At 67.6% G+C, this 22,247-nt stretch carries 19 protein-coding genes; 11 read left to right on the top strand and 8 right to left on the bottom strand.

Annotation, left to right across the window (positions count from 1 at the left end; translation table 11 throughout):
- Position 1: 1 nt before the first annotated feature.
- Positions 2 to 205, top strand: a complete 204-nt coding sequence (locus MTR65_RS13525) for a hypothetical protein (RefSeq protein ID WP_243801065.1) — start codon at positions 2 to 4, stop codon at positions 203 to 205.
- On the opposite strand, the gene MTR65_RS13520 is transcribed toward MTR65_RS13525, so the two are convergent.
- Entirely contained in the window at positions 199 to 1,245 is a 1,047-nt protein-coding gene (locus tag MTR65_RS13520) for a hypothetical protein (protein ID WP_243801063.1), read from the bottom strand. The genes MTR65_RS13525 and MTR65_RS13520 overlap by 7 nt on opposite strands.
- A 221-nt stretch (positions 1,246 to 1,466) precedes the next feature.
- On the opposite strand from MTR65_RS13520, the gene MTR65_RS13515 reads away from it, so the two are divergent.
- From MTR65_RS13515 to MTR65_RS13490, 6 genes are all read left to right on the top strand, one after another.
- The gene (locus MTR65_RS13515) at positions 1,467 to 2,219 is read left to right on the top strand and encodes an alpha/beta fold hydrolase (RefSeq protein ID WP_213504349.1); all 753 of its coding nucleotides are present in this window, start codon (positions 1,467 to 1,469) and stop codon (positions 2,217 to 2,219) included.
- Between the two features lie 34 nt (positions 2,220 to 2,253).
- On the top strand, positions 2,254 to 3,123 hold the full coding sequence (locus tag MTR65_RS13510; protein ID WP_243801061.1) for a tetratricopeptide repeat protein: 870 nt from the start codon (positions 2,254 to 2,256) through the stop codon (positions 3,121 to 3,123).
- A gap of 27 nt (positions 3,124 to 3,150) precedes the next feature.
- Positions 3,151 to 4,131 (top strand): LLM class flavin-dependent oxidoreductase, encoded by a 981-nt coding sequence (locus tag MTR65_RS13505; protein ID WP_243801116.1) that lies wholly within the window; start codon positions 3,151 to 3,153, stop codon positions 4,129 to 4,131.
- 93 nt (positions 4,132 to 4,224) lie between these two features.
- Positions 4,225 to 5,451 carry an NAD(P)/FAD-dependent oxidoreductase gene (locus MTR65_RS13500; protein ID WP_243801059.1) on the top strand — a complete coding sequence of 409 codons (1,227 nt, stop codon included), beginning with the start codon at positions 4,225 to 4,227 and terminating at the stop codon, positions 5,449 to 5,451.
- A gap of 127 nt (positions 5,452 to 5,578) precedes the next feature.
- Entirely contained in the window at positions 5,579 to 6,883 is a 1,305-nt protein-coding gene (locus MTR65_RS13495) for an MFS transporter (RefSeq protein ID WP_243801058.1), read from the top strand.
- Between the two features lie 205 nt (positions 6,884 to 7,088).
- Positions 7,089 to 7,841 (top strand): FkbM family methyltransferase, encoded by a 753-nt coding sequence (locus tag MTR65_RS13490; protein WP_243801057.1) that lies wholly within the window; start codon positions 7,089 to 7,091, stop codon positions 7,839 to 7,841.
- Between the two features lie 9 nt (positions 7,842 to 7,850).
- Here the strand turns inward: MTR65_RS13490 and queG are convergent, their stop codons facing one another.
- The gene (gene queG / locus MTR65_RS13485) at positions 7,851 to 8,918 is read right to left on the bottom strand and encodes a tRNA epoxyqueuosine(34) reductase QueG (RefSeq protein ID WP_243801056.1); all 1,068 of its coding nucleotides are present in this window, start codon (positions 8,916 to 8,918) and stop codon (positions 7,851 to 7,853) included.
- An 87-nt stretch (positions 8,919 to 9,005) separates the two neighbouring features.
- Between queG and MTR65_RS13480 the strand changes: the two genes are divergently transcribed.
- From MTR65_RS13480 to msrB, 3 genes are all read left to right on the top strand, one after another.
- Positions 9,006 to 10,007 (top strand): ABC transporter ATP-binding protein, encoded by a 1,002-nt coding sequence (locus tag MTR65_RS13480; RefSeq protein ID WP_243801055.1) that lies wholly within the window; start codon positions 9,006 to 9,008, stop codon positions 10,005 to 10,007.
- Positions 10,004 to 11,260, top strand: coding sequence for an ABC transporter permease (locus MTR65_RS13475; RefSeq protein ID WP_243801054.1), 1,257 nt, complete (start codon positions 10,004 to 10,006; stop codon positions 11,258 to 11,260). The genes MTR65_RS13480 and MTR65_RS13475 overlap by 4 nt, the downstream gene beginning before the upstream one ends.
- A gap of 64 nt (positions 11,261 to 11,324) precedes the next feature.
- The gene (msrB, locus tag MTR65_RS13470) at positions 11,325 to 11,849 is read left to right on the top strand and encodes a peptide-methionine (R)-S-oxide reductase MsrB (protein WP_243801053.1); all 525 of its coding nucleotides are present in this window, start codon (positions 11,325 to 11,327) and stop codon (positions 11,847 to 11,849) included.
- Here msrB and MTR65_RS13465 read toward each other — a convergent pair.
- From MTR65_RS13465 to MTR65_RS13445, 5 genes are all read right to left on the bottom strand, one after another.
- Positions 11,836 to 13,071: an MFS transporter gene (locus MTR65_RS13465; protein WP_243801038.1), complete on the bottom strand. Its 1,236-nt coding sequence runs from the start codon at positions 13,069 to 13,071 to the stop codon at positions 11,836 to 11,838. The genes msrB and MTR65_RS13465 overlap by 14 nt on opposite strands.
- A 129-nt stretch (positions 13,072 to 13,200) precedes the next feature.
- The gene (locus MTR65_RS13460; protein ID WP_243801036.1) at positions 13,201 to 13,539 is read right to left on the bottom strand and encodes a hypothetical protein; all 339 of its coding nucleotides are present in this window, start codon (positions 13,537 to 13,539) and stop codon (positions 13,201 to 13,203) included.
- Positions 13,536 to 14,720, bottom strand: a complete 1,185-nt coding sequence (locus MTR65_RS13455) for a class I SAM-dependent methyltransferase (protein ID WP_243801035.1) — start codon at positions 14,718 to 14,720, stop codon at positions 13,536 to 13,538. Before MTR65_RS13455 ends, MTR65_RS13460 begins: the two co-directional genes overlap by 4 nt.
- A 37-nt stretch (positions 14,721 to 14,757) precedes the next feature.
- The gene (locus MTR65_RS13450; RefSeq protein WP_243801033.1) at positions 14,758 to 15,255 is read right to left on the bottom strand and encodes a nuclear transport factor 2 family protein; all 498 of its coding nucleotides are present in this window, start codon (positions 15,253 to 15,255) and stop codon (positions 14,758 to 14,760) included.
- A 112-nt stretch (positions 15,256 to 15,367) separates the two neighbouring features.
- Entirely contained in the window at positions 15,368 to 17,767 is a 2,400-nt protein-coding gene (locus MTR65_RS13445) for a TonB-dependent receptor (RefSeq protein WP_243801031.1), read from the bottom strand.
- Between the two features lie 245 nt (positions 17,768 to 18,012).
- On the opposite strand from MTR65_RS13445, the gene MTR65_RS13440 reads away from it, so the two are divergent.
- Positions 18,013 to 19,695 carry a carboxylesterase/lipase family protein gene (locus MTR65_RS13440; RefSeq protein ID WP_243801029.1) on the top strand — a complete coding sequence of 561 codons (1,683 nt, stop codon included), beginning with the start codon at positions 18,013 to 18,015 and terminating at the stop codon, positions 19,693 to 19,695.
- 6 nt (positions 19,696 to 19,701) lie between these two features.
- Here MTR65_RS13440 and MTR65_RS20265 read toward each other — a convergent pair whose 3' ends face one another.
- Entirely contained in the window at positions 19,702 to 22,143 is a 2,442-nt protein-coding gene (locus MTR65_RS20265) for a mechanosensitive ion channel family protein (RefSeq protein ID WP_243801027.1), read from the bottom strand.
- Between the last annotated feature and the right edge of the window lie 104 nt (positions 22,144 to 22,247).

Genomic DNA, 22,247 nt, shown 5'->3' with positions numbered 1-22,247 from the left:
GATGCCGCGCGCATCCCGTCCCGTTCGCACACGACTGCTCATGTTGGCCGCTTCGCTGGCCCTGTTTGCAGGGCTGGGCGTGCTCGCATTTGAGCGTTTGGGCACCGAAAGCGTCGCATCGGACATCACGGGCGCGCCGATCTACGCGATCACGCAGACGGGCAACCACATCCTCGTCGAGGTGGTCAGCCCGATTCTCTACTGAGGCCGCTTGGGGCGTCGTTCGGCGATCCGCTGCCAGCACCATATGGTGAACCCGCCTGCGGGCAGGCACAGCAGGGTCAGGGCCGCCGCGAGCAGGTTGGGCGCAGGGGCGAGCGCCGCGCCGAGGAGGACGGCATAGGGCAGTATCCACCAGCCCGGGCCGCGGCGTTGCAGGAGTGCGACCATCAGGGCGCTCGCCGAAGCGGCCAGGATCAGCGCACTCCAGGCAAGTTGGGCCGTTCCCAATCGGGTGAGAATCTCGCCCAGATTCACAGCGGCGGGGACGCGGGCGAGGAAGGCCTCCGGGTGATCGAGATAGCGCCAGGTCCACGGCGTCGTGGCGAGCAGCGCGATGCCGAGCACGAGGACACCTTCCCCCAGTACACCGCCAAAGCGCCGCCACGTGAAGGGCGCGCGCAGCGCGTCGAGGACGAAGACCAGCGCGGGCACGAGAAGGCTCGCCGGCTCGGTCAGTGCAGCGAGCGCGAAGACGAGGCCCGCGCTTACCAGATGCCAGCGGTTCGTGCGCACCACCACCAGCCAGCACCCGCTCAGAACCAGCGCGGTGAGGAAGAGCCCGGGGCCCGCCAGCGGAACCGACGTTACGGCCAGCGGCGAGATCGCCAGCAGCAGAAGGCCGCTGCGCGCGGCGGCCTCGTTTGCGAACAGCCGCCGCCCCAGCGCCAGCGTCAGTCCGCCGATGGCAAGGGCATTGGCGAGGTTGAACAGTCCCAGCGTGACCGCACTCGCCCCGAAGCGGGCATAGGCCAGCGAGAGCACCATGGGCCAACCGATCGGCGTGAAGATGGCCGGATCGCCGGGCGCGGCGAAATAGCCTCCGCCAACGGCCAGCGCGAGGGCCGTCTCGTGATGCCACTGCGCCTCGGGCGGGACCGCTATATCGAAGAACAGCGCCCCGACCCGCAGCCCGAAATAGAGCGCCCCGATTGCGAGCAGGACCGAGCGCTGCTGCGCGAACCATTCCAGCCGCCGCGCGGCGCGCGTGGGCTGTGTGGGGAAGTGGATGATTTCGGCGCTCATGGTGGATTTTCGTAGATGCGGCGGGCAGGGCGGGCAAGAGGATGTGAAGAAGGAAGATAGGATTCAAGGGGTTATTACCCCTTGACCCCCAAATGGGCGTCCTCACCTTCCACACGCCACTTGGGCTGAGATACACGAGGTTGCCCGTTCGGGGGGCCCGAGGGCAATGGCCCTCGGATCTCTCCTTGCCCTTCTCGGTCCCAGCCCCCACCTTGCGCGCCATGACCGAGATCCGCTTCCACGAAATGGCCGATGGCCGCCGTATCGCCCACCGCTTCGCGCCCGGCCAGGGCCCCACGCTCGTTTTCCTGCCGGGCTATATGTCCGACATGTCGGGCAGCAAGGCGACCGCGCTGTTCGAAATGGCCGTTCACACCGGCCGCGCCTGCCTGCTTGTCGACTATTCGGGCTGCGGGGCGAGTGACGGCGATTTCGCCGACGGTACGCTCAGCCGCTGGCGCGACGAGGTGGTGGCCGTGATCGAGGCCGCCGCGCTCGACAAGGTGGTCCTGATCGGCTCCTCGATGGGCGGCTGGCTCATGCTGATGGTGGCCGATGCCCTGCCCGACAAGGTCCACTCGATGATCGGCATTGCCGCCGCGCCCGATTTTACCGACTGGGGCATCGCGCAGATGGACAAGGGCCTGCTCGCCGATGGCGAAACCATCTACGAAGACAACCCCTATGGCCCCGAGCCCACGCCGACTCACCCGGCCTTCTGGGCCGACGGGCAGGCGAACCTGCAGCTGGAGGCACCGATCGAGTTCTACGGTCCGGTGCGTCTCCTCCACGGCCAGCGCGACGAGGACGTGCCTTTCGACCTTTCGCTGCGCCTGTGCGAAATGCTGCGTTCAGACGATGTGCAGGTGACTTTCATCAAGGACGGCGACCACCGCCTTTCGCGCGAGACCGATATCGCGGTTCTCATGCGCACCGTGGCCGACCTGCTTCTGGCCCGTGACCCGGAAAGCTGATCGTCCGCACGGCCGACCGGAGACGTAACCCTCGATGTCGATTTCGCTGCTTCTGATGCCCCTTCTCGCGCAGGCCGCGGGGACCATCGGCTCGCCCTATGCCTCTTCGCTTCCGCTCGAGATCATCGAGAAGAAGAACGACGAGGCGCGCAAGCAGGCGCAGGAACGGGCCTATGCCGGGCCGGCCGCGCCGGTCAGCCGCAAGGGCTGCATGGACCTTGTCCAGTCCGATCCGCAGCGCTCGGCCGAGCTGGCGCAGGAGGCCCTGTATGAGGCGATGGGGCGCGAACGCGTGCGCGCCGGGCTGTGCCTGGGCGCGGCGCTCACCGTGCTCGAACGCTTCGACGAAGCGCGCGAGGCTTTCGTCACCGCGCGCGATGCGACCGAGGCCGAGGACCACGTCAGCCGCGCGCGTCTGGGCGACATGGCGGCCAACGCCGAACTGGCGCAGGGCAATGGCGCCAAGGCGCTGCTGCTGCTGGGCCCCGCACTCACCGAGGCCAAGGCGAGCGGCGATGACCGCGTACTCGCCGAAGTCCAGATCGACCGGGCGCGCGGGCTCGTTGCCGTCGACCAGGCCGAGCAGGCGGCCGATGCCCTCGCAGCCGCGCGCGTTGCCGATCCGGAGAACGCCCAGGCTTGGCTTCTTTCAGCGACGCTCGCGCGGCGCCAGGACCAGCTGATCGTCGCCTCGGGCCAGATCGAGACGGCGGCCAAACTGGCACCGCGCGATCCGGCGGTCGGCCTGGAGGCGGGCGTGATCGCGATGCTTTCGGGCGATGCGGATGCCGCGCGCCGCAGCTGGCAGTCGGTACTGGACGTTGCCCCGCAGAGCCCGGAAGCCCAGACCGCGAAAACCTATCTTGCGCAGACGGCCCCCGACGACGGGCCGGAGCGCCCCTGAGACACCAGACTACGGATAACGATGCCCATGGTACCCCTTTCGGTTCTCGACCTCGTCACCGTTCGCGAAGGCGACAGCGTGGCCCGTTCGCTCGACATCACCGTCGACACCGCCAAGGCCGCCGAGGCCAACGGCTTCAAGCGCTACTGGGTGGCCGAGCACCACGGCATGGCCGGCATCGCGGGCGGAGCAACCTCGGTCGTGCTCGCGCACATCGGCAATGCGACCAGCTCGATCCGTATCGGCGCGGGCGGGATCATGCTGCCCAACCACACGCCCTATGTCATCGCCGAGCAGTTCGGCACGCTTTCGGCGATGTTTCCGGGCCGCGTGGACCTGGGGCTGGGCCGTGCGGCGGGCGCGGACGGACGGCTGGCGAACGCCTTGCGCAAGGACATCGTGAGCGCGTCGGAACGCTTTCCCCAGGACGTCGTCGAACTGCGCGCGCGCTTTGCCGGGCAAGCCGTGGGCGGGGTGGAATCCCCGCAGGCGAGCGGCGCGGACGCGGAAATGTGGATCCTGGGCTCCAGCCTCTTCGGCGCGCAGCTGGCCGCCATGCTGGGCCTTCCCTATGCCTTCGCCTCGCACTTTGCGCCCACCCACCTGGACGAGGCCGCGCGCATCTACCGCGAGCGCTTCGAGCCCTCCGAATTTTGCGACAAGCCCTATTTCATGGCCGCGATCAACGTGATGGCCGCCGAGACCGAGGAGGAGGCCTGGTACCTTTCCTCCTCCACCGACCAGAGCTTCGTCGCGCTGCGCACGGGTAGCCCCGGCAAACTGCAGCCGCCACTCCCCAAATATCGGGAAGGGCTGCCAGGGCCTGCGCGCGCGATGCTGGAGCAGATGCGCGGCGTCGCCGCCGTGGGCACACCCGACCAGGTGCGCGCGGGGCTGGAGGCCTTTGTCGCGCGCACGCAGGCCGACGAGCTGATCCTGAGCGCCTCGACCTTCGATCCCGCCGCGCAGATTCGTTCGCTCGAACTGATCGCCGGGGCGCTCGACTGAGGCGCGAGGGCGGGGCCGGTACAAGACCATGTGCGCGCAGGGGTATTGCAAGGCGCGCCGCAAGCGGCCAGACATGCCCGTCCAGGAGGGGACATGAACCAGTCTGATGTTGTTATCGTGGGGGCCGGACACGGCGGCGCCCAATGTGCGCTGGCCCTGCGCCAGAACGGTTTTGAAGGCTCGATCACGGTGATCGGACGCGAGCCGGAGTACCCCTACGAGCGCCCGCCGCTCTCCAAGGAGTACTTCGCGCGCGAGAAGACCTTCGACCGGCTCTATATCCGCCCGCCTACGTTCTGGGCAGAAAAGGACGTGACCTTCCGCCTCGGCTGCGAAGTGATCAAGGTCGATCCCAAGGCCCATACCCTGAGGCTCTCGGATGGTGAGACCTTCGAATATGGCAAGCTGGTCTGGGCAACCGGCGGCGATCCGCGCCGCCTGTCGTGCTCGGGCGCGGAACTGGCCGGTGTCCATGCGGTACGCACGCGCGCCGATTGCGACACCCTGATGGCCGAAGTCGATGCGGGCATCCGCAAGGTGGTGGTGATCGGCGGGGGCTACATCGGCCTGGAAGCGGCCGCCGTGCTGGCCAAGCTGGGCCTGGAAGTCACGCTGCTCGAAGCATTGCCGCGCGTCCTTGCGCGCGTGGCGGGCGAGGAGCTCTCGGCCTTCTATGAAAAGGAGCACCGCGAGCACGGGGTGGACCTGCGCACAGGCGTTGCGGTCGAATGCCTTGAAGGCGATGGCCGCAAGGTCACCGGGGTGAAGCTGGCCGATGGTTCGGTCCTTCCCGCCGAGGCCGTGATCGTGGGTATCGGCATCGTGCCTGCCGTCGGCCCGCTGATCGCAGCAGGCGCAGCCGGTGCCAATGGCGTCGATGTGGATGAATACTGCCGCACCTCGCTCCCCGACATCTATGCCATCGGCGATTGCGCGGCCTTTGCCTGCGGCTTTGCCGGCGGCGATGTCATGCGTGTGGAATCGGTGCAGAACGCCAACGACATGGCAACGTGCGTCGCCAAGGCGCTGTGCGGTGACAAGCAGCCCTACAAGGCCTTCCCGTGGTTCTGGTCGAACCAGTACGATCTGAAGCTGCAGACCGCGGGCATCAACAAGGACTTCGACACCACCGTGGTGCGCGGCGACCCGGACACCCGCAAGTTCTCGGTGGTGTACCTGCGCGGTGGGCGCGTCGCCGCGATCGACAGCGTCAACATGGTCAAGGATTACGTCCAGGGCCGCAAGCTGGTCGAAGCGGGCGCGAAGGTCGATGTCGACCAGCTTGCCGATCCCGACGTTCCTCTGAAGTCGCTGCTGTGAAGCGATAGGTCCTGTATCGCACCTGCGGGCTGGACCTGTGCAAAAATGTCGTTAAGGCCCGCCCTTTCGTAATTTTCGAAGGGGCGGGCGCCAACGCGCGCGCACCCTTGCCAAGGGGTGAAGCGGTATGGACGCGGGATTTGGGCAGGTGCGTGGGCTCGAGCCCTATCGGCGCAACGCGCGGGTGCTGGGTGCGAGCCTCGTTGGCACCGCGGTCGAGTTTTACGACTTCTACATCTACGCCACGGCCACCGCGCTCGTCTTCGGGCCGCTGTTCTTTCCCGCCAGTTCGGCCTCCGCGCAGCAGCTGGCGGCCTATGCCAGCTTTGCCATCGCGTTTCTCGCCCGGCCCATCGGTGCTACCTTCTTCGGCCATTTCGGCGACCGCGTGGGGCGCAAGTCCACACTCGTCGCCTCGCTCATGCTGATGGGCGGCGCGACGGTCGCGATCGGCTTCCTGCCCACTTACGAGAGCATCGGCTGGTACGCGCCGCTCCTCCTGTGCGTCCTGCGCTTCGGGCAGGGGCTGGGGCTGGGCGGCGAATGGGGCGGCGCTGCGCTGCTTGCAGTGGAGAGCGCACCGCCGGGCTGGCGCGCGCGCTTTGGCATGTTCCCGCAGCTGGGCGCGCCGCTGGGCTTCCTCGCGGCGAACGGTCTCTTCCTGATCCTGTCCGGGCTGCTGAGCGAAGCGCAGTTCGTGGCCTGGGGCTGGCGCTTGCCGTTCCTCTTGAGCTCGGTCCTTGTCGGGCTGGGCCTGTGGATTCGCTTCAAGCTCTCCGACAGTCACGCGCTCGACGCCACCGGGCACATCGCGCCGCCCAAGGCGATTCCCCTGTTCGAGCTGTTCAGGGGCCACCTGCGTCAGACCGTGGCGGGGACCTTCGCGGTCGTCGCCTGCTTTGCCATCTACTACCTCACCACCGCCTTTGCCTTGGGCTATGGCACGGGCGAGCTGGGCTATGACCGGCAGGATTTCCTGGGCGTCCAGCTCTTCGCGATCCTGTTCATGGCGCTGGGCATCGTGGTCGCCGGTTATGCTGCGGACCGCTGGTCCTCGCGTTCTGTCCTTCTGGCAGGTTCGCTCTGCGCGATTGGCGTGGGGATCGTGATGGGGCCGATGCTCGGCGCGGGCTCGCTCGCCGTGATCGCGCTGTTCCTGGCGATGGGCCTGTTCACCATGGGTCTCGTCTACGGCCCGCTGGCCGCGCTCCTGCCGCAGCTGTTCCCGGCGCGGGTGCGCTACACCGGCTCCTCGATCGCCTTCAATGTCGGCGGGATCCTCGGCGGCGGTTTTGCCCCGGCGGTGGCGCAGGGGCTGGTCGATCAGGGCGGACTGGCCTTTGTGGGCCTTTACATATCCGGCGCGGCTGTACTCACACTGGTCGGACTGCTCAGCCTCTCGCGCTATACGGAGAGAGACTTTGCGGTTTAGAAGTGTGTACATATTGAATGATATATTTTAATTTTATCGTTTCTTATTTTTGGCGATTTTATTATTCCATATGGTGAATATTTGAGTAGACATACTTTCCCTGAGGATGCTGTGTTTTTAGGGGGAGGGTGTTGTGAGGCGAATTATACTTTCGAAAGCCGCGTCGGTGGTCCGTACGCTGGGATCACGCGAGGCGCTGCAGAGAATGGCCTTCAACGCGATCCGCCTGCATCGCCCGGAAGTGCGGGACCTGGTGGCGAGTGCGGACCTGCAGTTCCTGGCCTACTGCATGGCGCGGCGCGAACGCTCGAAATCGCAGATCATGCAGGACCTTTGGGTCTGCTATGAACTGGGCGAGAAGCGAGAGGGCTTCTTCGTCGAGTTCGGGGCGACCAACGGGTTGAAGAACTCGAATACCTGGCTGCTGGAACACGAACTGGGCTGGTCGGGCATTCTCGCCGAGCCCAATCCCATCTGGCACGGGGATCTTGCCGCCAACCGCTCCGCCCGAATCGAGCACCGCTGCGTGTCCTCGCGCTCGGGCGAGAGGGTCGCGTTCCTCACCACCGACGAGGATGATCCCGAATTGAGCGGTATCGCCGCCTTTTCCGATGGCGATCACTTTGCGGATCGGCGCAGCAGGGCCGCGCAGATCGAAGTGGAGACGCTTTCTCTCGACGACCTGCTGGAGACCTATGAGGCGCCGCCTGTCATCGACTACATGTCGGTCGACACCGAGGGCAGCGAACTCGATATCCTTTCCGCCTACAGCTTTCGCCACCGTTTCCGGTTGATCTCGGTGGAGACCAATCCGAAGAACGAGGCGGCGATCGACGCGCTGCTTGCGGCCCAGGGCTACATGCGGGTGTTTCGCCAGTTCTCACAGTGGGACGGCTGGTACGTCGCGGCCGAAAGCCGGGACGGTGATCGCGGCGAGGTCGCCGCGCCCGAAGCCTGAGCGCAAGGGTCACGTGGTGAGGCGGTCGAATGCCCAGTCGGCGGCTTCGGCCACCACCTCATCGGCGTCCGCGCGCAGCGCTTCGACCTGCGGCAGGAGGGCACTCCACCCGCTGTTGCCCGCCGCATAGAGGCAGTTGCGCACGAACCGGTTGCGCCCCACGCGCTTGATCGGGGAGCCCGAGAACAGCTTGCGGAAGCCCGCATCGTCGAGCGTGAGCAGATCGGCGAGATCGGGCGCGGTCAGCTCCGCGCGCGGCAGGAAGGGCTTCATCGTGTGCGCTGTCTGGGCAAACTTGTTCCAGGGGCACACCGCCAGGCAATCGTCGCAGCCGTAGATCCGGTTGCCGAGCCCCTCGCGCAGATCCTTGGGCACCGGGCCCTTGTGCTCGATGGTGAGGTAACTGATGCAGCGCCGCGCATCGAGCTGGTAGGGCGCAGGGAATGCGTCGGTCGGGCAGGCGTCCTGGCAGGCGCGGCACGAGCCGCAGGCATCGCGCGCGGGCGTCGAGAGCGGCAGGGCAAGCGTGGTGTAGATTTCGCCCAGGAACAGCCAGGAGCCGTGCTCGCGGCTGACGAGGTTGGTGTGCTTGCCCTGCCAGCCCAGCCCGGCGGCCGCGCCCAGCGGCTTTTCCATGACGGGCGCGGTGTCGGTGAAGACCTTGACGCCCGCTTCGCCAAGGCCGCGTTTGTCCGCCTCGGCCACGAGCCAGCGCGCCAGGTGCTTGAGCGCCTTCTTGACGGTGTCGTGGTAGTCCGCGCCTTGCGCATAGACCGAGATGCGCGCGCGCTCGGGATCGTCGGCCAGCGCCAGCGGATCGTGCGCGGGAGCATAGCTCATGCCAAGGGCAATGACCCGCTGCGCCTCGTTCCAGAGCCCTTGTGGCGAGCGGCGGTGATGGGCGCGCTCGGCCATCCAGCCCATCGTGCCGTGCATGTCGGCCTCCAACCAGGCTTCGAGTCGCGCAGCGCGTTCAGGGTCTTCCTCGGCATCGGCAATGCCGAAGGCGCAGAAGCCCAGCGAACGCGCTTCCTTTTCAAGGTCTTCTCGAAGGGCACTTAGGATGGTCTTAACCAAGACGGCTCCATGGACGGGGTTCACACGCCGCAGCGCGCGCACGAAGATAACGGGGTCGATATGGAGTGTGCACTAGGAGATAGGCCCATGACGGGCAATGCGCCATTGCGGGAGAGTGCGGCTCAGGGGGGCGTGTCCCCGGACCCTGCGCGTCCTCTGGCGATCGAGGCGCGCGGGCTGATCAAGAGCTTCGATGGCACGCGCGCGGTCGACGGGGTTGATCTCTCCGTGCCGGAAGGCGCGGTCTACGGCATTCTCGGGCCCAACGGGGCGGGCAAGACCACGACCTTGCGCATGGTGCTGGGCATCATCGATCCCGATGCGGGCGTGCGCCGGATCCTGGGGCACGACCGGCCGCACGAGGTGGCGCACGCCATCGGCTACCTGCCCGAGGAGCGCGGCCTCTACCCCGCGATGAAGGCGGTGGAGGCTATCGCCTTCCTGGGCGCGCTGCGCGGCTTGCCGCTCAAGGAGGGGCGCAGGCGCGGGCGCGAGCTGCTCGAACGCCATGGCCTTGGCCACGCGGCCGACCGCCAGATCCGCCAGCTTTCCAAGGGTATGGCGCAGCAGGTTCAGATCCTGGGCACGCTTGTCCATCGCCCCCGCCTGGTCATCTTCGATGAGCCCTTCTCCGGTCTCGACGCGCTCAACCAGGGGCGGCTCGAGGCGATGATGCGCGATCTCGCCGCGCAGGGGACGACCGTCATCTTTTCCACCCACGTCATCGCCCATGCCGAGCGTCTGTGCGACGAGGTCGCGATCATTGCCGGGGGCAAGGTGCCCTTTGCGGGCTCGGTCGACGTCGCGCGCGACCGTATCCCGGCGCAGGTCCGTCTGGAGACGCGGGCGCGCGAGGGCGCCTGGCGCGCCGCGCTTCCCGAAGATGCCCGGCGCGAGGGGCGTTTCTGGTATTTCCCGCTGCCCGAAAGCGGCATTGAACCCTTGCTGCGCGCGCTGATCGAAGGCGAGGCGGGCATCCTCTCGCTCTCGATCGAGCGGGCGGGCCTGCACGATGCCTTCGTCGCCATCGCCGGCGAGGCGGCGGCGCGCGCGATGGGGCAGGATGGGCCGGAGGAGACCGGTTCGTGAGTGACACGCGAGAGCCAGGCCACTCGGGCCGCCTGTCCACGCTGTCGGCGGCCTGGGTGATCGCCCGGCGCGATTTTGTGGCGATCCTGTTCAGCCGCGCCTTCTTCTTCTTCCTCCTGGGGCCGCTGTTCCCGGTCCTCGTCGGCATCTTGGCAGGCTCGGTCGGCCAGCGCGTGCAGCAGACCGCGCAGAGCCCCGAGATCGGCCTTGTCATGGCCGAGACCGAGGCGCGCCGCATCCTCGCCGCGCGCGAGGTTCTGGCGGCGCGGCTGGGTGATGCGGTTCCGCGCATGACCCTGGTGCACGCCTTGGCCGAGGGGGAGGACTATGAACCGCGCAGCGCGCTGGAAGGCCGCGCGGCCAATATTGCCGCGATCCTTTCGGGGACCGCCGAGGCGCCGCAGTTGACCGGCCCGCGCACGCGGATCGAGAGCTGGCGCGGCCCGGTCGCGATGGTCGCCGCGCAGGCGCAGGCAGGCGAACTTGCGCCCTGGCCCGAGGTTCGGCTGGAAACCACCACCTCGAGCAGCGCGACCGAGCGGCGCGGTCGCCTCACCACCGCGCAAGGCGCACAGACGCTGCTGTTCCTTCTGACGATGATGCTGGCGGGCATGGTCCTCTCCAACCTCGTCGAGGAAAAGGGCAACAAGATCATCGAGGTGCTGGCCGCCGCCATTCCCATGGAGGCGGTCTTCATGGGCAAGCTGTTCGCCATGCTCGGCGTTTCGCTGGTCGGTATCGCGACCTGGGGCGCGACGGTGGGCGCGGTGCTGTTGGCCGGCAGTTCGGTGCTGCCCACGCTCACCACACCGGCGGTCGGTTGGCCGATGCTGGTGGCTTTGGGCGTGGTCTATTTCGCCACGGCCTACCTGCTGCTGGGCTCGGTGTTCCTGGCCGTCGGTTCGCTGGCGACGACCGTGCGCGAGGTGCAGACGCTCTCGATGCCGGTGACGATGGTGCAGTTGCTGGTCTTCTTCCTCGCCAGCTACGCGATGACGCAGCCGGGCACGGCGATCGAGTATTTCGCGCTCATCTTCCCCTTCAGCGCGCCCTTTGCGATGCTGGCCCGCGCCGCGCAGGACCCGGCGCTCTTGCCCCATGTCCCTGCGGTGCTGGCGCAATGCGCCTGGGTGCTGTTGCTCGTGCGGCTGGGCTCGGCGCTGTTCCGCAAGCGGGTGATGAAGTCGGGCCCTGCGCGGGTGAAGAAGCCGCGTCGCTCGCTGTTCAGGCGCAAGGCAGGCGCAAAGGTGTAGTCTTCCCACTCGCGAATCACAGGCGGGAGCGGCGTGGCCGCGTCCGCGCGATTGGGGAGAGACCATGGCGCAGATCCGTTCCGAAAGGCGCCCTTCGGGTGGCTTCGATCCTGGCCGCAGGCGCATGCTTGGCTTTCTGGGCAGCGCGCTGGCGAGCGGCATTCTGGCCGCCTGCGGGGCGCAGGAGGCCGATGCGAAGACCTACCCGGTGCAGCTCACCAAGGCGCAGTGGAAGGCGCGGCTGACCCCGCTTGAGTACCGCATCCTGCGCGAAGGGGCGACCGAGCGGGCGGGCTCGTCCCCGCTCGATACGGAAAAGCGGCGCGGCATCTTCGCCTGCGCGGGGTGTGACCATCACCTCTTCGATTCGGCGGCCAAGTACGACAGCCGCACCGGCTGGCCCAGCTTCTGGCGCCCGCTGCCCGGCGCCATCGGCACCTCCACCGACCACAAGATCGGCTATCCGCGCACCGAGGTTCACTGCGCGCGCTGCGGCGGGCATCTGGGCCATGTCTTCAACGACGGGCCGCGGCCCACCGGCAAGCGCTATTGCATGAACGGGGCGGCGATGCGCTTCATTCCGCGTTGATTGGCGGCTTGGGCACGCCCGAGACGGTGGGTGCGAGCGGCTGGACGAAGGCGAGTCTCACGGAAATCGCGAGCGCGAGCGTGATCAGGCTTGCGGCAAACAGGGCCACCCCGCCCCAGCTCGCGTGGGTCCAGGCGTAACCGCCCGCCGAGCCCAGGACGCTCGATCCCATGTAGTAGCCGAAGAGATAGCTCGCCGTCCCTTGCGCGCGGGCTTCGCGCGCACGGCGTCCGACCCACGAGGAGGCGACCGCGTGGGCAGCAAAGAAGGCCACGGTGACGACCCCGATGCCCGCGATTACGAGGGGAAGAGCCTGGGCGCACGTCAGCGCGATCCCGATGAGGAAGAGGACGAGCGGCGGCCACAGCGCGCGGCGCGGGCCAAGCTTGCCCGAGACGTGGCCTGCCAGTGCCGAACTTGCCGAGCCGAGCAGGTAGAGGAGGAAGATGAGGCCGACCTCACCCTGCGAGAGCGCATAGGGTGCGGCCAGCAGGCGGTAGCCCGCGTAGTTGTAGACCGAGATGAAGGCGCCCATGAGCAGGAAGGCGACGAGAAACAGCCAGGGCAGCGCGGTGTCGGCAAAGAGCCCGACAAAGCCCTTGGCATAGCCCGTCAGCGACTGGCGGCGCGGCGTGAACTGGCGCGAGTGGGGGAGGATGCGCCAGAAGACGAGCGCGAGGGCAAGCGCGGCAAGGCCCGTCGCGCCCAGCGCGGTGCGCCAGCCCCACCATTCGGCAAGCACGCTGACGAGCAGGCGCCCGCTCATCCCGCCGACCGCAGACCCGGCGATATAAAGCCCCATCGCGCGCCCGACGGCGGCGTCCTCCACTTCCTCGCTGATATAGGCCATGGCGACGGCAGGGACGCCTGCCAGAGCAATCCCGCACACGAGGCGCAGCGCCAGGAGGCTGTGCCATCCGGGCAGGAGCCCCAGCGGGGCCGTCAGGACGGCGGCGCCCAGCAGGGAGCCGATCATCATGCCGCGTCGTCCGATGCGCTCCGAGATCATCCCTGCGACCAGCAGCACGAAGGCCATCGGGCCCGTCGCGAGCGAGACGGCCAGGCTCGCCTCCTCGGCGTTGAGGCCATAGTCGGCGCTGAACTGCGGGAGCAGCGGCTGGGTGCAGTAGAGCAGCGCGAAAGTGGAGAGCCCGGCAAACAGCATGGCCGCGCACAAGCGGCGGTAAGCCCCTGTTCCGGGGGAGATCTTGGCCTCAGTCATCGCCCTTCCTATGGGGACGGGGCCAGGGCGGCGCAAGGCGAAGCGCGCCGAAGGCTTCAGGACGGCGGACCTGTGTGAGCGGCGTCTCCACCGCGTGGGGTCACAAGTGGTGGTCCGCCGTCCCGCTCCTCAGGTCCCGGTCGCGCGGGCGGTGGGCACATCCATCCCGGCGCGTTCGAGGATCTGGGAGACACTGCGCTGGGTGGCCGCGATGGGCGCCCCGGCGACGAGGTTGGCAAAGCGCTGGCGCTCGGCGGCGATGCGCTCGGCAAGGTCCCCTGTGGGCACAAAGTCGTCGATCTCCTGGCGCGTGACCGCGCCTTGCGTCTCGAGCAGGTACTCGGTCACGATCTGGCGGTCGCGCTGGATCCACACCTCGTTCATTAGGGCCATGACCATGCGCGCGACGTCGGTGACGCTTTCGGGGCCCAGGTAATCGGGGCCGGTGTCCGTCTTGGGGGTGTTCATGCCTGGGCCTCCACAGCGGTGCTCTCGGGTTTGCGGGCGCGGGTGATCCAGGGGTACTGGTCCTGCCCGATGGCGTAGGATTCCACGGCCTCGAAACCGGCCTCCTCCAGCATGGCATCGAGGCTCTCATGCAGGACGGGCGAGAAGAAGGGCTCCTCGCGGTGGAGCGTGTCCCAGTCGAGGATGACGGCGTGGAACATCGAGACCGCGCGGAAGGGGGGCGGGTCGGAAATGACGATGTCCGCGCCCGGCTTCATGATGCGGAACAACTCGGCAAAGAGCGCGCGGTTGGCCTTGGGTGGCAGTTCATGGTGCAGGGCATAGGTGATGACACCATCGAAGCTGGCGTCGGCCTCCCCGGTATCGGTCGCGCAGTCGGCCTGCTTGAGGTGGACCGGAAAGCCGAAGCGGGCGGCCATGCGCGCGCCGTTCTTCAGCAGCAGCGGCGAGAGGTCGGCGCCGTGCAGTTCGGCCTCGGGAAAGACGCTGTGCACGGCCTTGAGCGTCGAGACCCCGCCGCAGCCCGGCTCGTAGATGCGCGCGTAGCTGTCCTTGGGGAACTGGCGGATGGTCTTGAGGCGCTGGCCGACGATGTCATCGCCGATGCCGACCGCCGCGTAGCCGCCCTTGCTGAAGACGTAAGGACCCACGCCAAAGGCGAAGAGCGCGCCGTAAAGGTCATAGCCATCCCAGCCACCCGGCTCCAGGTGCCACTCGATGGGGGCGAACCAGGCGGGGATGGCGAGGTCTTCGGCGAGGGTCAGCGAGCCTGCCTGCGAGGTTTCATCCGAGCCTTGCGCCATCGCCGCATCATAGGCCAGGAACTCGGCGCGCCGTTCCTCGATGGCGGGAATGCCGCGGTTGAAGTTCTCCTCGGCGACGTAGCGCTGGAAGAAGCGTTCGAGGCGATAGATCGCATCGCCCTCGCACACGATGCGGGCCTTGGCGATACGCTCGCGCTCGGAAAAGGCGGGGGTGGGAGAGGCGTGGTCCTCGCCCAGCATGCGCCCTTGCGGGTTCTCCTCGAAGTTGGCGGCGGCCATCGGGCGCAGCGTGCCCGAGGAGAAGGTCTGGATCGCGCCCAGGATCTCCAGCCCGGCGCGTCCGCGCTGCGAGAGCGCAAAGGTCGGGGCGGCACCTTCCTTGAGGGAGCCATCGTCAAGGCGGGTCAGGAATGTCATCGGCAAGCCTCCACAGGGCAGGGGATGGGGGAACGTCTCATGAGTGTTCGGGCCGCTCGGGCCGGGCGCGGGCCATGCCGCCCAGCACCTTCCACTCGCCCTTCTCGCGCACCCAGCTGTGGGTGACCTCGAAGCGCTCGTCGACAGGCGTGCCATCGGCCAGACGGGTGCGGTGGGTGTGGTAGTAGATGACCGCGAAATCGCCGTGGAGAGCGAGGTCGAGGAAGGTCATCTCGAGCGCTTCGAGCGTCTTGCCCGCCATGCGCTGGCCGGTCTCCTCCAGCCCCACGTTGCCCTTGGGGAGGGACGCATAGGGCGGCCAGGCCTTGTAGCCGTGCGCCGTGCTGGAGAGGTAGATCGAAAGATCGCCCTTTGCCCGGCCGTTGTAGATCGCCAGTTCGCGTTCCCAGATCGCCTCCTTGGCGGCCTGCCAGGCGGCATCGGAAGGGGGCTGGGCGGCGGCCAGGTGCGGTGCGGCAAGGCCGGCCAGAAGGAGGCCGGACAGGGCCAGTCGGGTCAAGCGGCGGAGTTTCACGCGCTCTCCTGTGTCGGGGTGGGGATGTGGGGGAGAGGCAAGGCTCCCGGCCCGCCACCGGGAAGGCTTGGGGCCTTCTGGGGTAGCGGGCGCGGGTCCCTTGCGTGGGGGATCAGTAGTCGAAGGTCAGGGTCACGCCGAAGGTGCGGCGATCGCCCAGGTTGACGTTGTACTGGAAGATCGAGGGCACCACGAACGAGGCCTCGGCGTACTTCTCGTCGAGCAGGTTCTTCACCCAGAAGAAGCCCTTCCAGCGATCCGCGCTGACACCGACGCGCGCGTTGGTGAGGAAGTAGGCCGCGGTCGAGGCGGTATTGGTCTCGTCCACGTACATCTTGCCGCGGTAGATTTCGTCGGCGCCCATGAAGAAGTCGAGGTCATCGTTGACAGGCGTGCGGTAGTCGAAGCCGAAGGTGCCCTGGAACTGGGGTACGTTGCCGAGGTAGTTGCCCGCGACATTGCCATCTGTGCGGCACACGATGTCATCGCAGGTGCTGCTGGCGGTGGGCGCGACCGCGCCGTCCTTGGCCGTCGCGTGCTGCCAGGCGAACGAGCCGTTGAGCGTGAGCGGGGTCGAGACGCGGTAGTTGGCGGTCAGCTCCACACCGTAGGATTCGGCCGAGCCACCGCTGATGTAGGCGCCGGGCACCGCGCCGCCGCCTTGCGTCGAATCGACAGGGGGCACGTAGTTTGCGGGCGGCGCGCTGATCTGGCGCTTCTGCCAGTCGATGTAGAAGGCCGCGAGCGAGTAGTTGAAGCGGTTGTTGAACAGCGAGCCCTTGGTGCCGACCTCGTAGGTCCAGTTCACTTCCTCGCCGTAGGCGCGCTCCTCGGGCAGAAGTTCGACCGAGCCGGTGACGTAGCCGTTGAAACCGCCCGCCTTCACGCCCTTGGCCGCGCTGGCGTAGAACATCATGTCCATGCTCGGCTCGTAGCGGATCGAAAAGCGCGGGGTGAGGTTGTTGTAGTCGGCCTCCAGCGCGGGCAGATCGGGGGTCTGCATGTCGATGGTGGAAAGCTCGGTGTGGGTGTAGCGCGCCTCGGCGCCGAGCGTGAGCTGGTCGTCGAGGAGCTTGAGGCCGACGCGGCCATACCCGGAGTCGATTTTGTAGTTGGTGCGCCGGTTGTTGAAGAGGATCACGCCGCCATCGTCGAGCGGGTCCCAGTTGTCGCTGAGGACCGGGCCGCCCGGCTGCATGCCCAGACGCAGGCCGAAGAGGAAGGCGTCGGAGGTCTTGGAGCGGAAGTAGCCGAAGTCGAAGGTGAAGGGACCGCCGTTGTCGAAGGCAAGGCGCGCATCGTGGCTGGTGTACTTCATCAGCCCCGCCTCGCGCTGCATCGAGAACGTCGGCGACTGGCCCGGCAGGCGGAAGGAGCTTTCATCGAGGTAGTACGAGTTGCTGGCAAAGCTCGACTGCTCGATGCCCTCGCCGCGCACGCGCCCGAAGTCGTAGTTGAAGGTCCAGTCGGGCGAGAAGGCGTACTCGGCCGCGACGTGGTACATCTCGGTCTTGGCGCGCATGCCCGGCTGGGGCGCGGCAAAGAGGCCGTCGGGATAGTGGTCCGCGTTCTCGCCCGAGCGCTTGCCCGCCGGGCTGCTCGGCAGGTTGCCGCACCACAGGTAGGGGCTGCCGTTCGAGCCGACCGCGCCGCAGTTGAGCTGATCTTCGCGCAAGTTGCCGTCGATGGTGTAGAAGGCGCGGATCTTCTCGTTGCGGGTCAGGCGGTAGTAGGTGCCGGTGATCGCCATGCCGTCGGTCGGCGTGAGCTTGAGCGAGGCGGAGAAGTTGCGGCGCTGGTAGCCGCCGAAGTCGGCCATGCCGCTCGAGCCCGCGCCCGGAAAGTTGTTCTTCCACACGCCGTCGAAATCGGCCGTGGCGTAGTAGATCCGGCCCGAGAGGATGCCCGGCACGATCGGCCCGCCGACGGCGGCGCGCACGTCCGTGTAGCCCCCGTTGCCGACCGAGGCGCGGCCGCTGGCGTGCAGTTCGTCGGTCGGCTCATTGAGCACGTAGTTGATCGCGCCCGAGAAGGTGTTCTGGCCGTAGAGCGCGCTCTGCGGGCCCTTCACGACCTCGATGCGCTGGACATCGCCCAGCTGCGAATCGACCATGTAGCCGCGCTGCAGGTAGATCCCGTCGATGAACACGCCGGTGTTGCCCACCGCGTTCTGCACGTTGGTCTGCGACAGGCCGCGGATGACCGCGTTGCCGTTGAACTTGGACAGGAAGTCGGTGAAGCGCAGGCCCGGCGTGTAGTTGGCGATGTCCTGGAGGTCGGTCACGCCCTTCTCGGCCATGTCCTCGGAAGAGATCGCCGCGATCGAGAGCGGCACGTCCTGCAGGCGCTCCTCGGTGCGGCGCGCGGTGACGATGATGTCGCCCGAAGCCGGTGCGCTCCGCGCGCTCTCGGCGCTCTGTGCGCTCGCGGTGCCCGGAGCGCTGGCCAGCAGCGCGGCGGTGCAGATGCTCGAAAGAAGCGCGCTCGTACGCACGATGTGATGACGGGCCATGCCCACTACCCCCTGTTTCTTGTAAACCCCATTTGCGCGGAGCCTGCCGTTGCCGGATGCGCCGCGTGCCTCATGGGTAAGGGGAGGATGGGCCTCACCCGAACTGCAAGTTCGAGGCGTGTTCAAGGGATGAACATGGCGCTCCCAGCCCCGTGACCTGACCCGGGGGAGGCGGAAGAAAGGAATGTGTCACAACGCCTTGCCTTTGGGCGAGCGCCCCTTTCGGCCATTCCAGGAGCCTGCCCATGCCCTCTCGCCGCGATGCCCTTAGCGCCGGTCTTCTCCTGTCGGGAGGGCTGGCGCTGGCCCCGTCCGCAGGGGCCGCGGCGGCGTCTGCGCGCACGCATAACGGCACGGGCGCCGCGTCCACGCTGACGACACCCGCAGGCCTTGTAGTCGAGACCACGGGCGGGCGCGTGCGAGGCTACGAGAGCCGTGGCATCGCGACCTTCAAGGGCATTCCCTATGGGGCCGACACCGGGGGCGAGGGGCGCTTCCTGCCCCCGCGCAAGGTCGATCCCTGGCCCGGCACGCGCCTGTGCCTGGTGCCCGGCGCGATCTGCCCGCAGGCCGGCGAGGGCCCCTCGGCCAGCCCGATGGCCTTCCTCAATCCCGGCACGCCTTCGATCGAGAGCGAGGACTGCCTCAACCTCAATGTCTGGACGCCGGAGACGGGCACGGGAAAGCGCCCGGTCATGGTGTGGATCCACGGGGGCAACTACTCGACCGGATCGAGCCTTGCCATCCGCGCGACCGACGGCGAGGCGCTGGCCCGGCGCGGGGATGTGGTGGTGGTCTCGGTCAACCACCGTCTCAACGCGCTGGGTTATCTGGATCTGGGCGCGCTGGGCACCGACCCGGACTTTGCCGCCTCGGGCAATGCGGGGATGCTCGATCTCGTCCTCGCGCTTGAATGGGTGCGGGAAAATATCGCGCAGTTCGGCGGCGATCCGGGCAATGTCACGATCTTTGGCCAATCGGGCGGCGGGCTCAAGGTGACGACGCTGTGCGCCATGCCCGCGGCCAGAGGCCTGTTCCACAAGGCCATCGCGCAGAGCGGTTCGATCAGCCAGCTATTCGGCCGCGAGATGACCGAGCCGCTGGCGCGCGGTCTCCTCTCCCGACTGGACGTTCCTGCCAGCGATCTCCGAAAGCTCCAGTCGCTTCCGCTCGCGCAAGTGCAGGCCGCCGCGCAGGCCGCGCAAGGGCAGTGGTTCGCCAAGGCGAAGCCGGGCGAGATCTGGCATCTTGTTGGCTGGGCCCCGGTGCGCGACGGCGCGATCATTCCCGCCGATCCCTATAGCGCGCAAGGCCGCGCGCTCAGCGCCGACATCCCGCTCATGGTGGGGACCGTGCGCCACGAATTCTGCCTGACGATGTTCACGCTGGAGGCGGAGAAGCGCACCTGGGCGGACCTGCGCGAGGGGATCGGGGCCGCGTTCCGCGATCCCGATCCGCTGATTGCAGCCTACCGCGCGGCCCATCCGGAGGAAAAGCCGGTGGGCCTTCAAGCCATGATGTCGGCCGACAGCTTCAACCGGCACAACGCGCTGGAACAGGCGCGCGGGCAGACCTCGGCAGGCGGGGCGCCCGCCTTCCTCTACCGCTTCGACTGGATCACCCCGCAGTTCGATGGCGCCCCGCGCGCCTACCACTGCAGCGAGCTGCCGCTGGTCTTCGACAGCCTCGACATCGCGCCCGAGGCGGCGGGCACGGGGCCACGCGCGAAGGCCATGGCCGCGAACGCGGCCGATGCCTGGATCGCCTTTGCCCGTAGTGGCAATCCCTCGCATGCAGGAATCGGGACCTGGGCGCCGCTGTCCTCGGCGCAGGATGCGGCGACCATGGTGTTCGACGACACCTGCCGGATGGAGCGGCAGAATACCGATCTCATCGCGCGCATGCGCGACCATGCGCTCTGGCTCTAGAACGCGTCAGCCAGCGGGGAGGCTCGCGCCCTGTGGCGCCATGCTTTCGGGCATTGAACGCAGGTGCAGGTCGCGCTGCGGGAAGGGGATCTCGATGTTCTCGTCTGTAAAGCGGCGCGCAATCGTGAAGTTCATGCGCGAGCCGGCGAGGAAGGCCTCGATGGCATCGGAAGCGAAGGCCTGGAGCCTGAGGTCAAGCGAGCTGTCGCCAAACCCGGTCATGATCACGACCGGCTCGGGATAGGCCAGCACGCCCTCGTCCTTTGCGGCGATGTCGAGGAGGATCTCGCGCACGCGCTCAAGGTCCGTGCCGTAGGCGACCCCGATCGGCACGACCACGCGCGAGGGGCCGGACGAGAAGCTGCGGTTCTTCACCACGCCCGCGATCAGCTGCGAGTTGGGGACGATGATCTGGTGGCGGTCGAACGTCTCGATATGGGTCGAGCGCACCGCGATCTTGCGCACGATGCCCGAGTTGTCGCCCACCTCGATCCAGTCGCCGACCTTCACCGGACGCTCGATGAGAAGGAGGATGCCGCTGGTGAAGTTCTCCACCACCGATTGCAGGCCAAAGCCCAGACCCACCGAAAGCGCGCCCGCCACAAAGGCGAGGTTGGAGAGATCGAGCCCGGTCGTCGCGATGGCGATCAGCGCGGCAAGCGTGATGCCAAGGTACCCCAGGAAGGTGAGGAGCGCGGCCTCGGCGCCCGCATCCATCGCGAACTCGGGCAGCACCGTCACCTTGAGGAAGCGCTGCAGCCAGCGGGTGATGAAGAAGCCCAGGAAGAAGACCGCCGCGAAAGTCGCGACATCCCCGATCGAGAGGCGCACCTCGCCAAGGTCCACGCCATTGCGCAGGAGCAGGATGCCGTCGGAAATCTCCGCGCCGCTGAAACCCCAGATCATCGCGATGATCGGGAGCACCAGCAGCGTCAGGAGGAAACCGGCGGCCAGCGGCACGAAGTGGAGCGCGCGGCGGTAGGCGTGCAGCTTTCCGGTGGCGAGGAGGCCCGTCACCAGCGCGATCGAGCGGTGGAAATAGATCGCGATGCCGATGACCGCGAGGCTGATCAGCGTCGAGGCGAAGAGGAAGCGCGCAAGCATGGCATAGCCCACCAGCGCGGCGAGCACCGAGGCCGCGCCGAACAGGCGCATCAGGCGCGAGATGGGGGTGGCGAAGTCGATGGCCTCGTGGGACGCTACGCTCTGCGCATCGGCCTCGATCCGCGCCTTCTGGAAGGCGCTGGAGAGGTGCCACAACAGCCACGCGCCGATCACGGCGAGGATCGCGGACAGGACGTGGGAGACGTTGGCTCCTACCGCGCCGTGGTTTTCCAGGCTGCTGAGCACCGAGATCAGCGCGAGCAGGATCGTCAGGCGCTGGATCGTGCGGTTGGCGCTCTCACCATCTTCTTCCGGCAGGGAGATCAGGCGCAGCTGGGGAAAGGGGGAGAGGACCGCGCCCCGGCCCAGCCAGCGTCCCACCGCGATAAGGCCGCCCGCCCCGATAAGCGAGGGCACGATGCCCACGACAATATCCTTGGGCATGAGCGGCAGGAGGATCAGGAGCGCGGTGGTGACGCAGATAGCAAGAATGATGGCGAAGACGACGGTGGCGCTGGCATCGAGGGCAAGAGTCCAGGCAAGCTTGCTCGCAATCGAGGCGGCGCGTGCCCGGCGCCGGTCGACAAGGGCCGATAGCCACTTCCAGCCCAGCAGGCCGAGCATGGGTACGCCCACGATCACGACGAGGCTCCCCGCGATCATCCCTGCGATGGAGACTTCGCCCTGTTCCCGGCGGAACTCACGGGTTCGGGCCTGCGCGGTGGCGAAGGCTTCCATGAGTTCGCCGCCCGCACGAATCCACTGGCGCGGGTCAAGCGGGGACACGTCGTGGGAGAAGAGGCGCTGCTTGGTCAGCGAGGCGAGGCGGGCGTCGATCTCGGAGACCAGCACGGCGGCGCGGGCCTGTGCGCTCTGCAGGCGCAGCGTGGGGCGCATCAGCTTGCTGAGGGCGGCTTCCAGCCGGGCGCGTTCCTCGGTCACGCTTTCCGGTTCGCTCTCGCCTTCGGCGGGCGGCTCACCCAATCCCTCGATCTGCGCCTCGAGAATGCGCAGGTCGAGCGATCCGTCGTTGGCGAGCGCCACCGCCCGGTCGCGGTCGGAGGCAAGATCGGCGCGCAGGGCGCGCAACTGCGCGGTCTGATCGGTGTTGGGTGTGCGTTGGAGAAGGGCCTGGGCCTCGCGGGTGTGTCCGGCCAGATCCTCCATGAGCGCGGCGACGGCGGCCTCGCCCTCGTCTTGTGCCGCGGCCCGGGCGGGCGGGGTGCCAAGAGCCGCGACGACAGCGAGCAGAAGCAGGGCCGCAAGGCCAACCGTGCGCAGGGCGTGAAGGAAAACGAAGTCCGGGCGAAGACCGGAGCGGACAAGATATCTGGCCGAAAGCACCTGCTCTCCTATAGGTGTATTTCGTATCAGGAACTGGTCTTATGGCATCAATCTGCAATCGATGCTGCCCCTTAACTGCGTGTGGACTTGAAAAGATTGCGCGC

This window comes from Novosphingobium mangrovi, from assembly GCF_022818885.1.
Classification (GTDB): domain Bacteria; phylum Pseudomonadota; class Alphaproteobacteria; order Sphingomonadales; family Sphingomonadaceae; genus Novosphingobium; species Novosphingobium mangrovi.
This window is presented reverse-complemented; position numbering and strand designations above follow the sequence as displayed.

Bases quoted from the DNA above. Each gene is read 5' to 3' on its own strand.
- MTR65_RS13505 (WP_243801116.1), top strand. From the start codon at position 3,151: ATGGTACCCCTTTCGGTTCTCGACCTCGTCACCGTTCGCGAAGGCGAC.
- MTR65_RS13480 (WP_243801055.1), top strand. From the start codon at position 9,006: ATGACGGGCAATGCGCCATTGCGGGAGAGTGCGGCTCAGGGGGGCGTG.
- MTR65_RS13520 (WP_243801063.1), bottom strand. From the start codon at position 1,245: ATGAGCGCCGAAATCATCCACTTCCCCACACAGCCCACGCGCGCCGCG.
- msrB (WP_243801053.1), top strand. From the start codon at position 11,325: ATGGCGCAGATCCGTTCCGAAAGGCGCCCTTCGGGTGGCTTCGATCCT.
- MTR65_RS13460 (WP_243801036.1), bottom strand. From the start codon at position 13,539: ATGAACACCCCCAAGACGGACACCGGCCCCGATTACCTGGGCCCCGAA.
- MTR65_RS13495 (WP_243801058.1), top strand. From the start codon at position 5,579: ATGGACGCGGGATTTGGGCAGGTGCGTGGGCTCGAGCCCTATCGGCGC.
- MTR65_RS13465 (WP_243801038.1), bottom strand. From the start codon at position 13,071: ATGACTGAGGCCAAGATCTCCCCCGGAACAGGGGCTTACCGCCGCTTG.
- MTR65_RS13440 (WP_243801029.1), top strand. From the start codon at position 18,013: ATGCCCTCTCGCCGCGATGCCCTTAGCGCCGGTCTTCTCCTGTCGGGA.
- MTR65_RS13515 (WP_213504349.1), top strand. From the start codon at position 1,467: ATGACCGAGATCCGCTTCCACGAAATGGCCGATGGCCGCCGTATCGCC.
- MTR65_RS13490 (WP_243801057.1), top strand. From the start codon at position 7,089: ATGGCCTTCAACGCGATCCGCCTGCATCGCCCGGAAGTGCGGGACCTG.
- MTR65_RS13445 (WP_243801031.1), bottom strand. From the start codon at position 17,767: ATGGCCCGTCATCACATCGTGCGTACGAGCGCGCTTCTTTCGAGCATC.
- MTR65_RS13525 (WP_243801065.1), top strand. From the start codon at position 2: ATGCCGCGCGCATCCCGTCCCGTTCGCACACGACTGCTCATGTTGGCC.
- MTR65_RS13510 (WP_243801061.1), top strand. From the start codon at position 2,254: ATGTCGATTTCGCTGCTTCTGATGCCCCTTCTCGCGCAGGCCGCGGGG.
- MTR65_RS13455 (WP_243801035.1), bottom strand. From the start codon at position 14,720: ATGACATTCCTGACCCGCCTTGACGATGGCTCCCTCAAGGAAGGTGCC.
- MTR65_RS13500 (WP_243801059.1), top strand. From the start codon at position 4,225: ATGAACCAGTCTGATGTTGTTATCGTGGGGGCCGGACACGGCGGCGCC.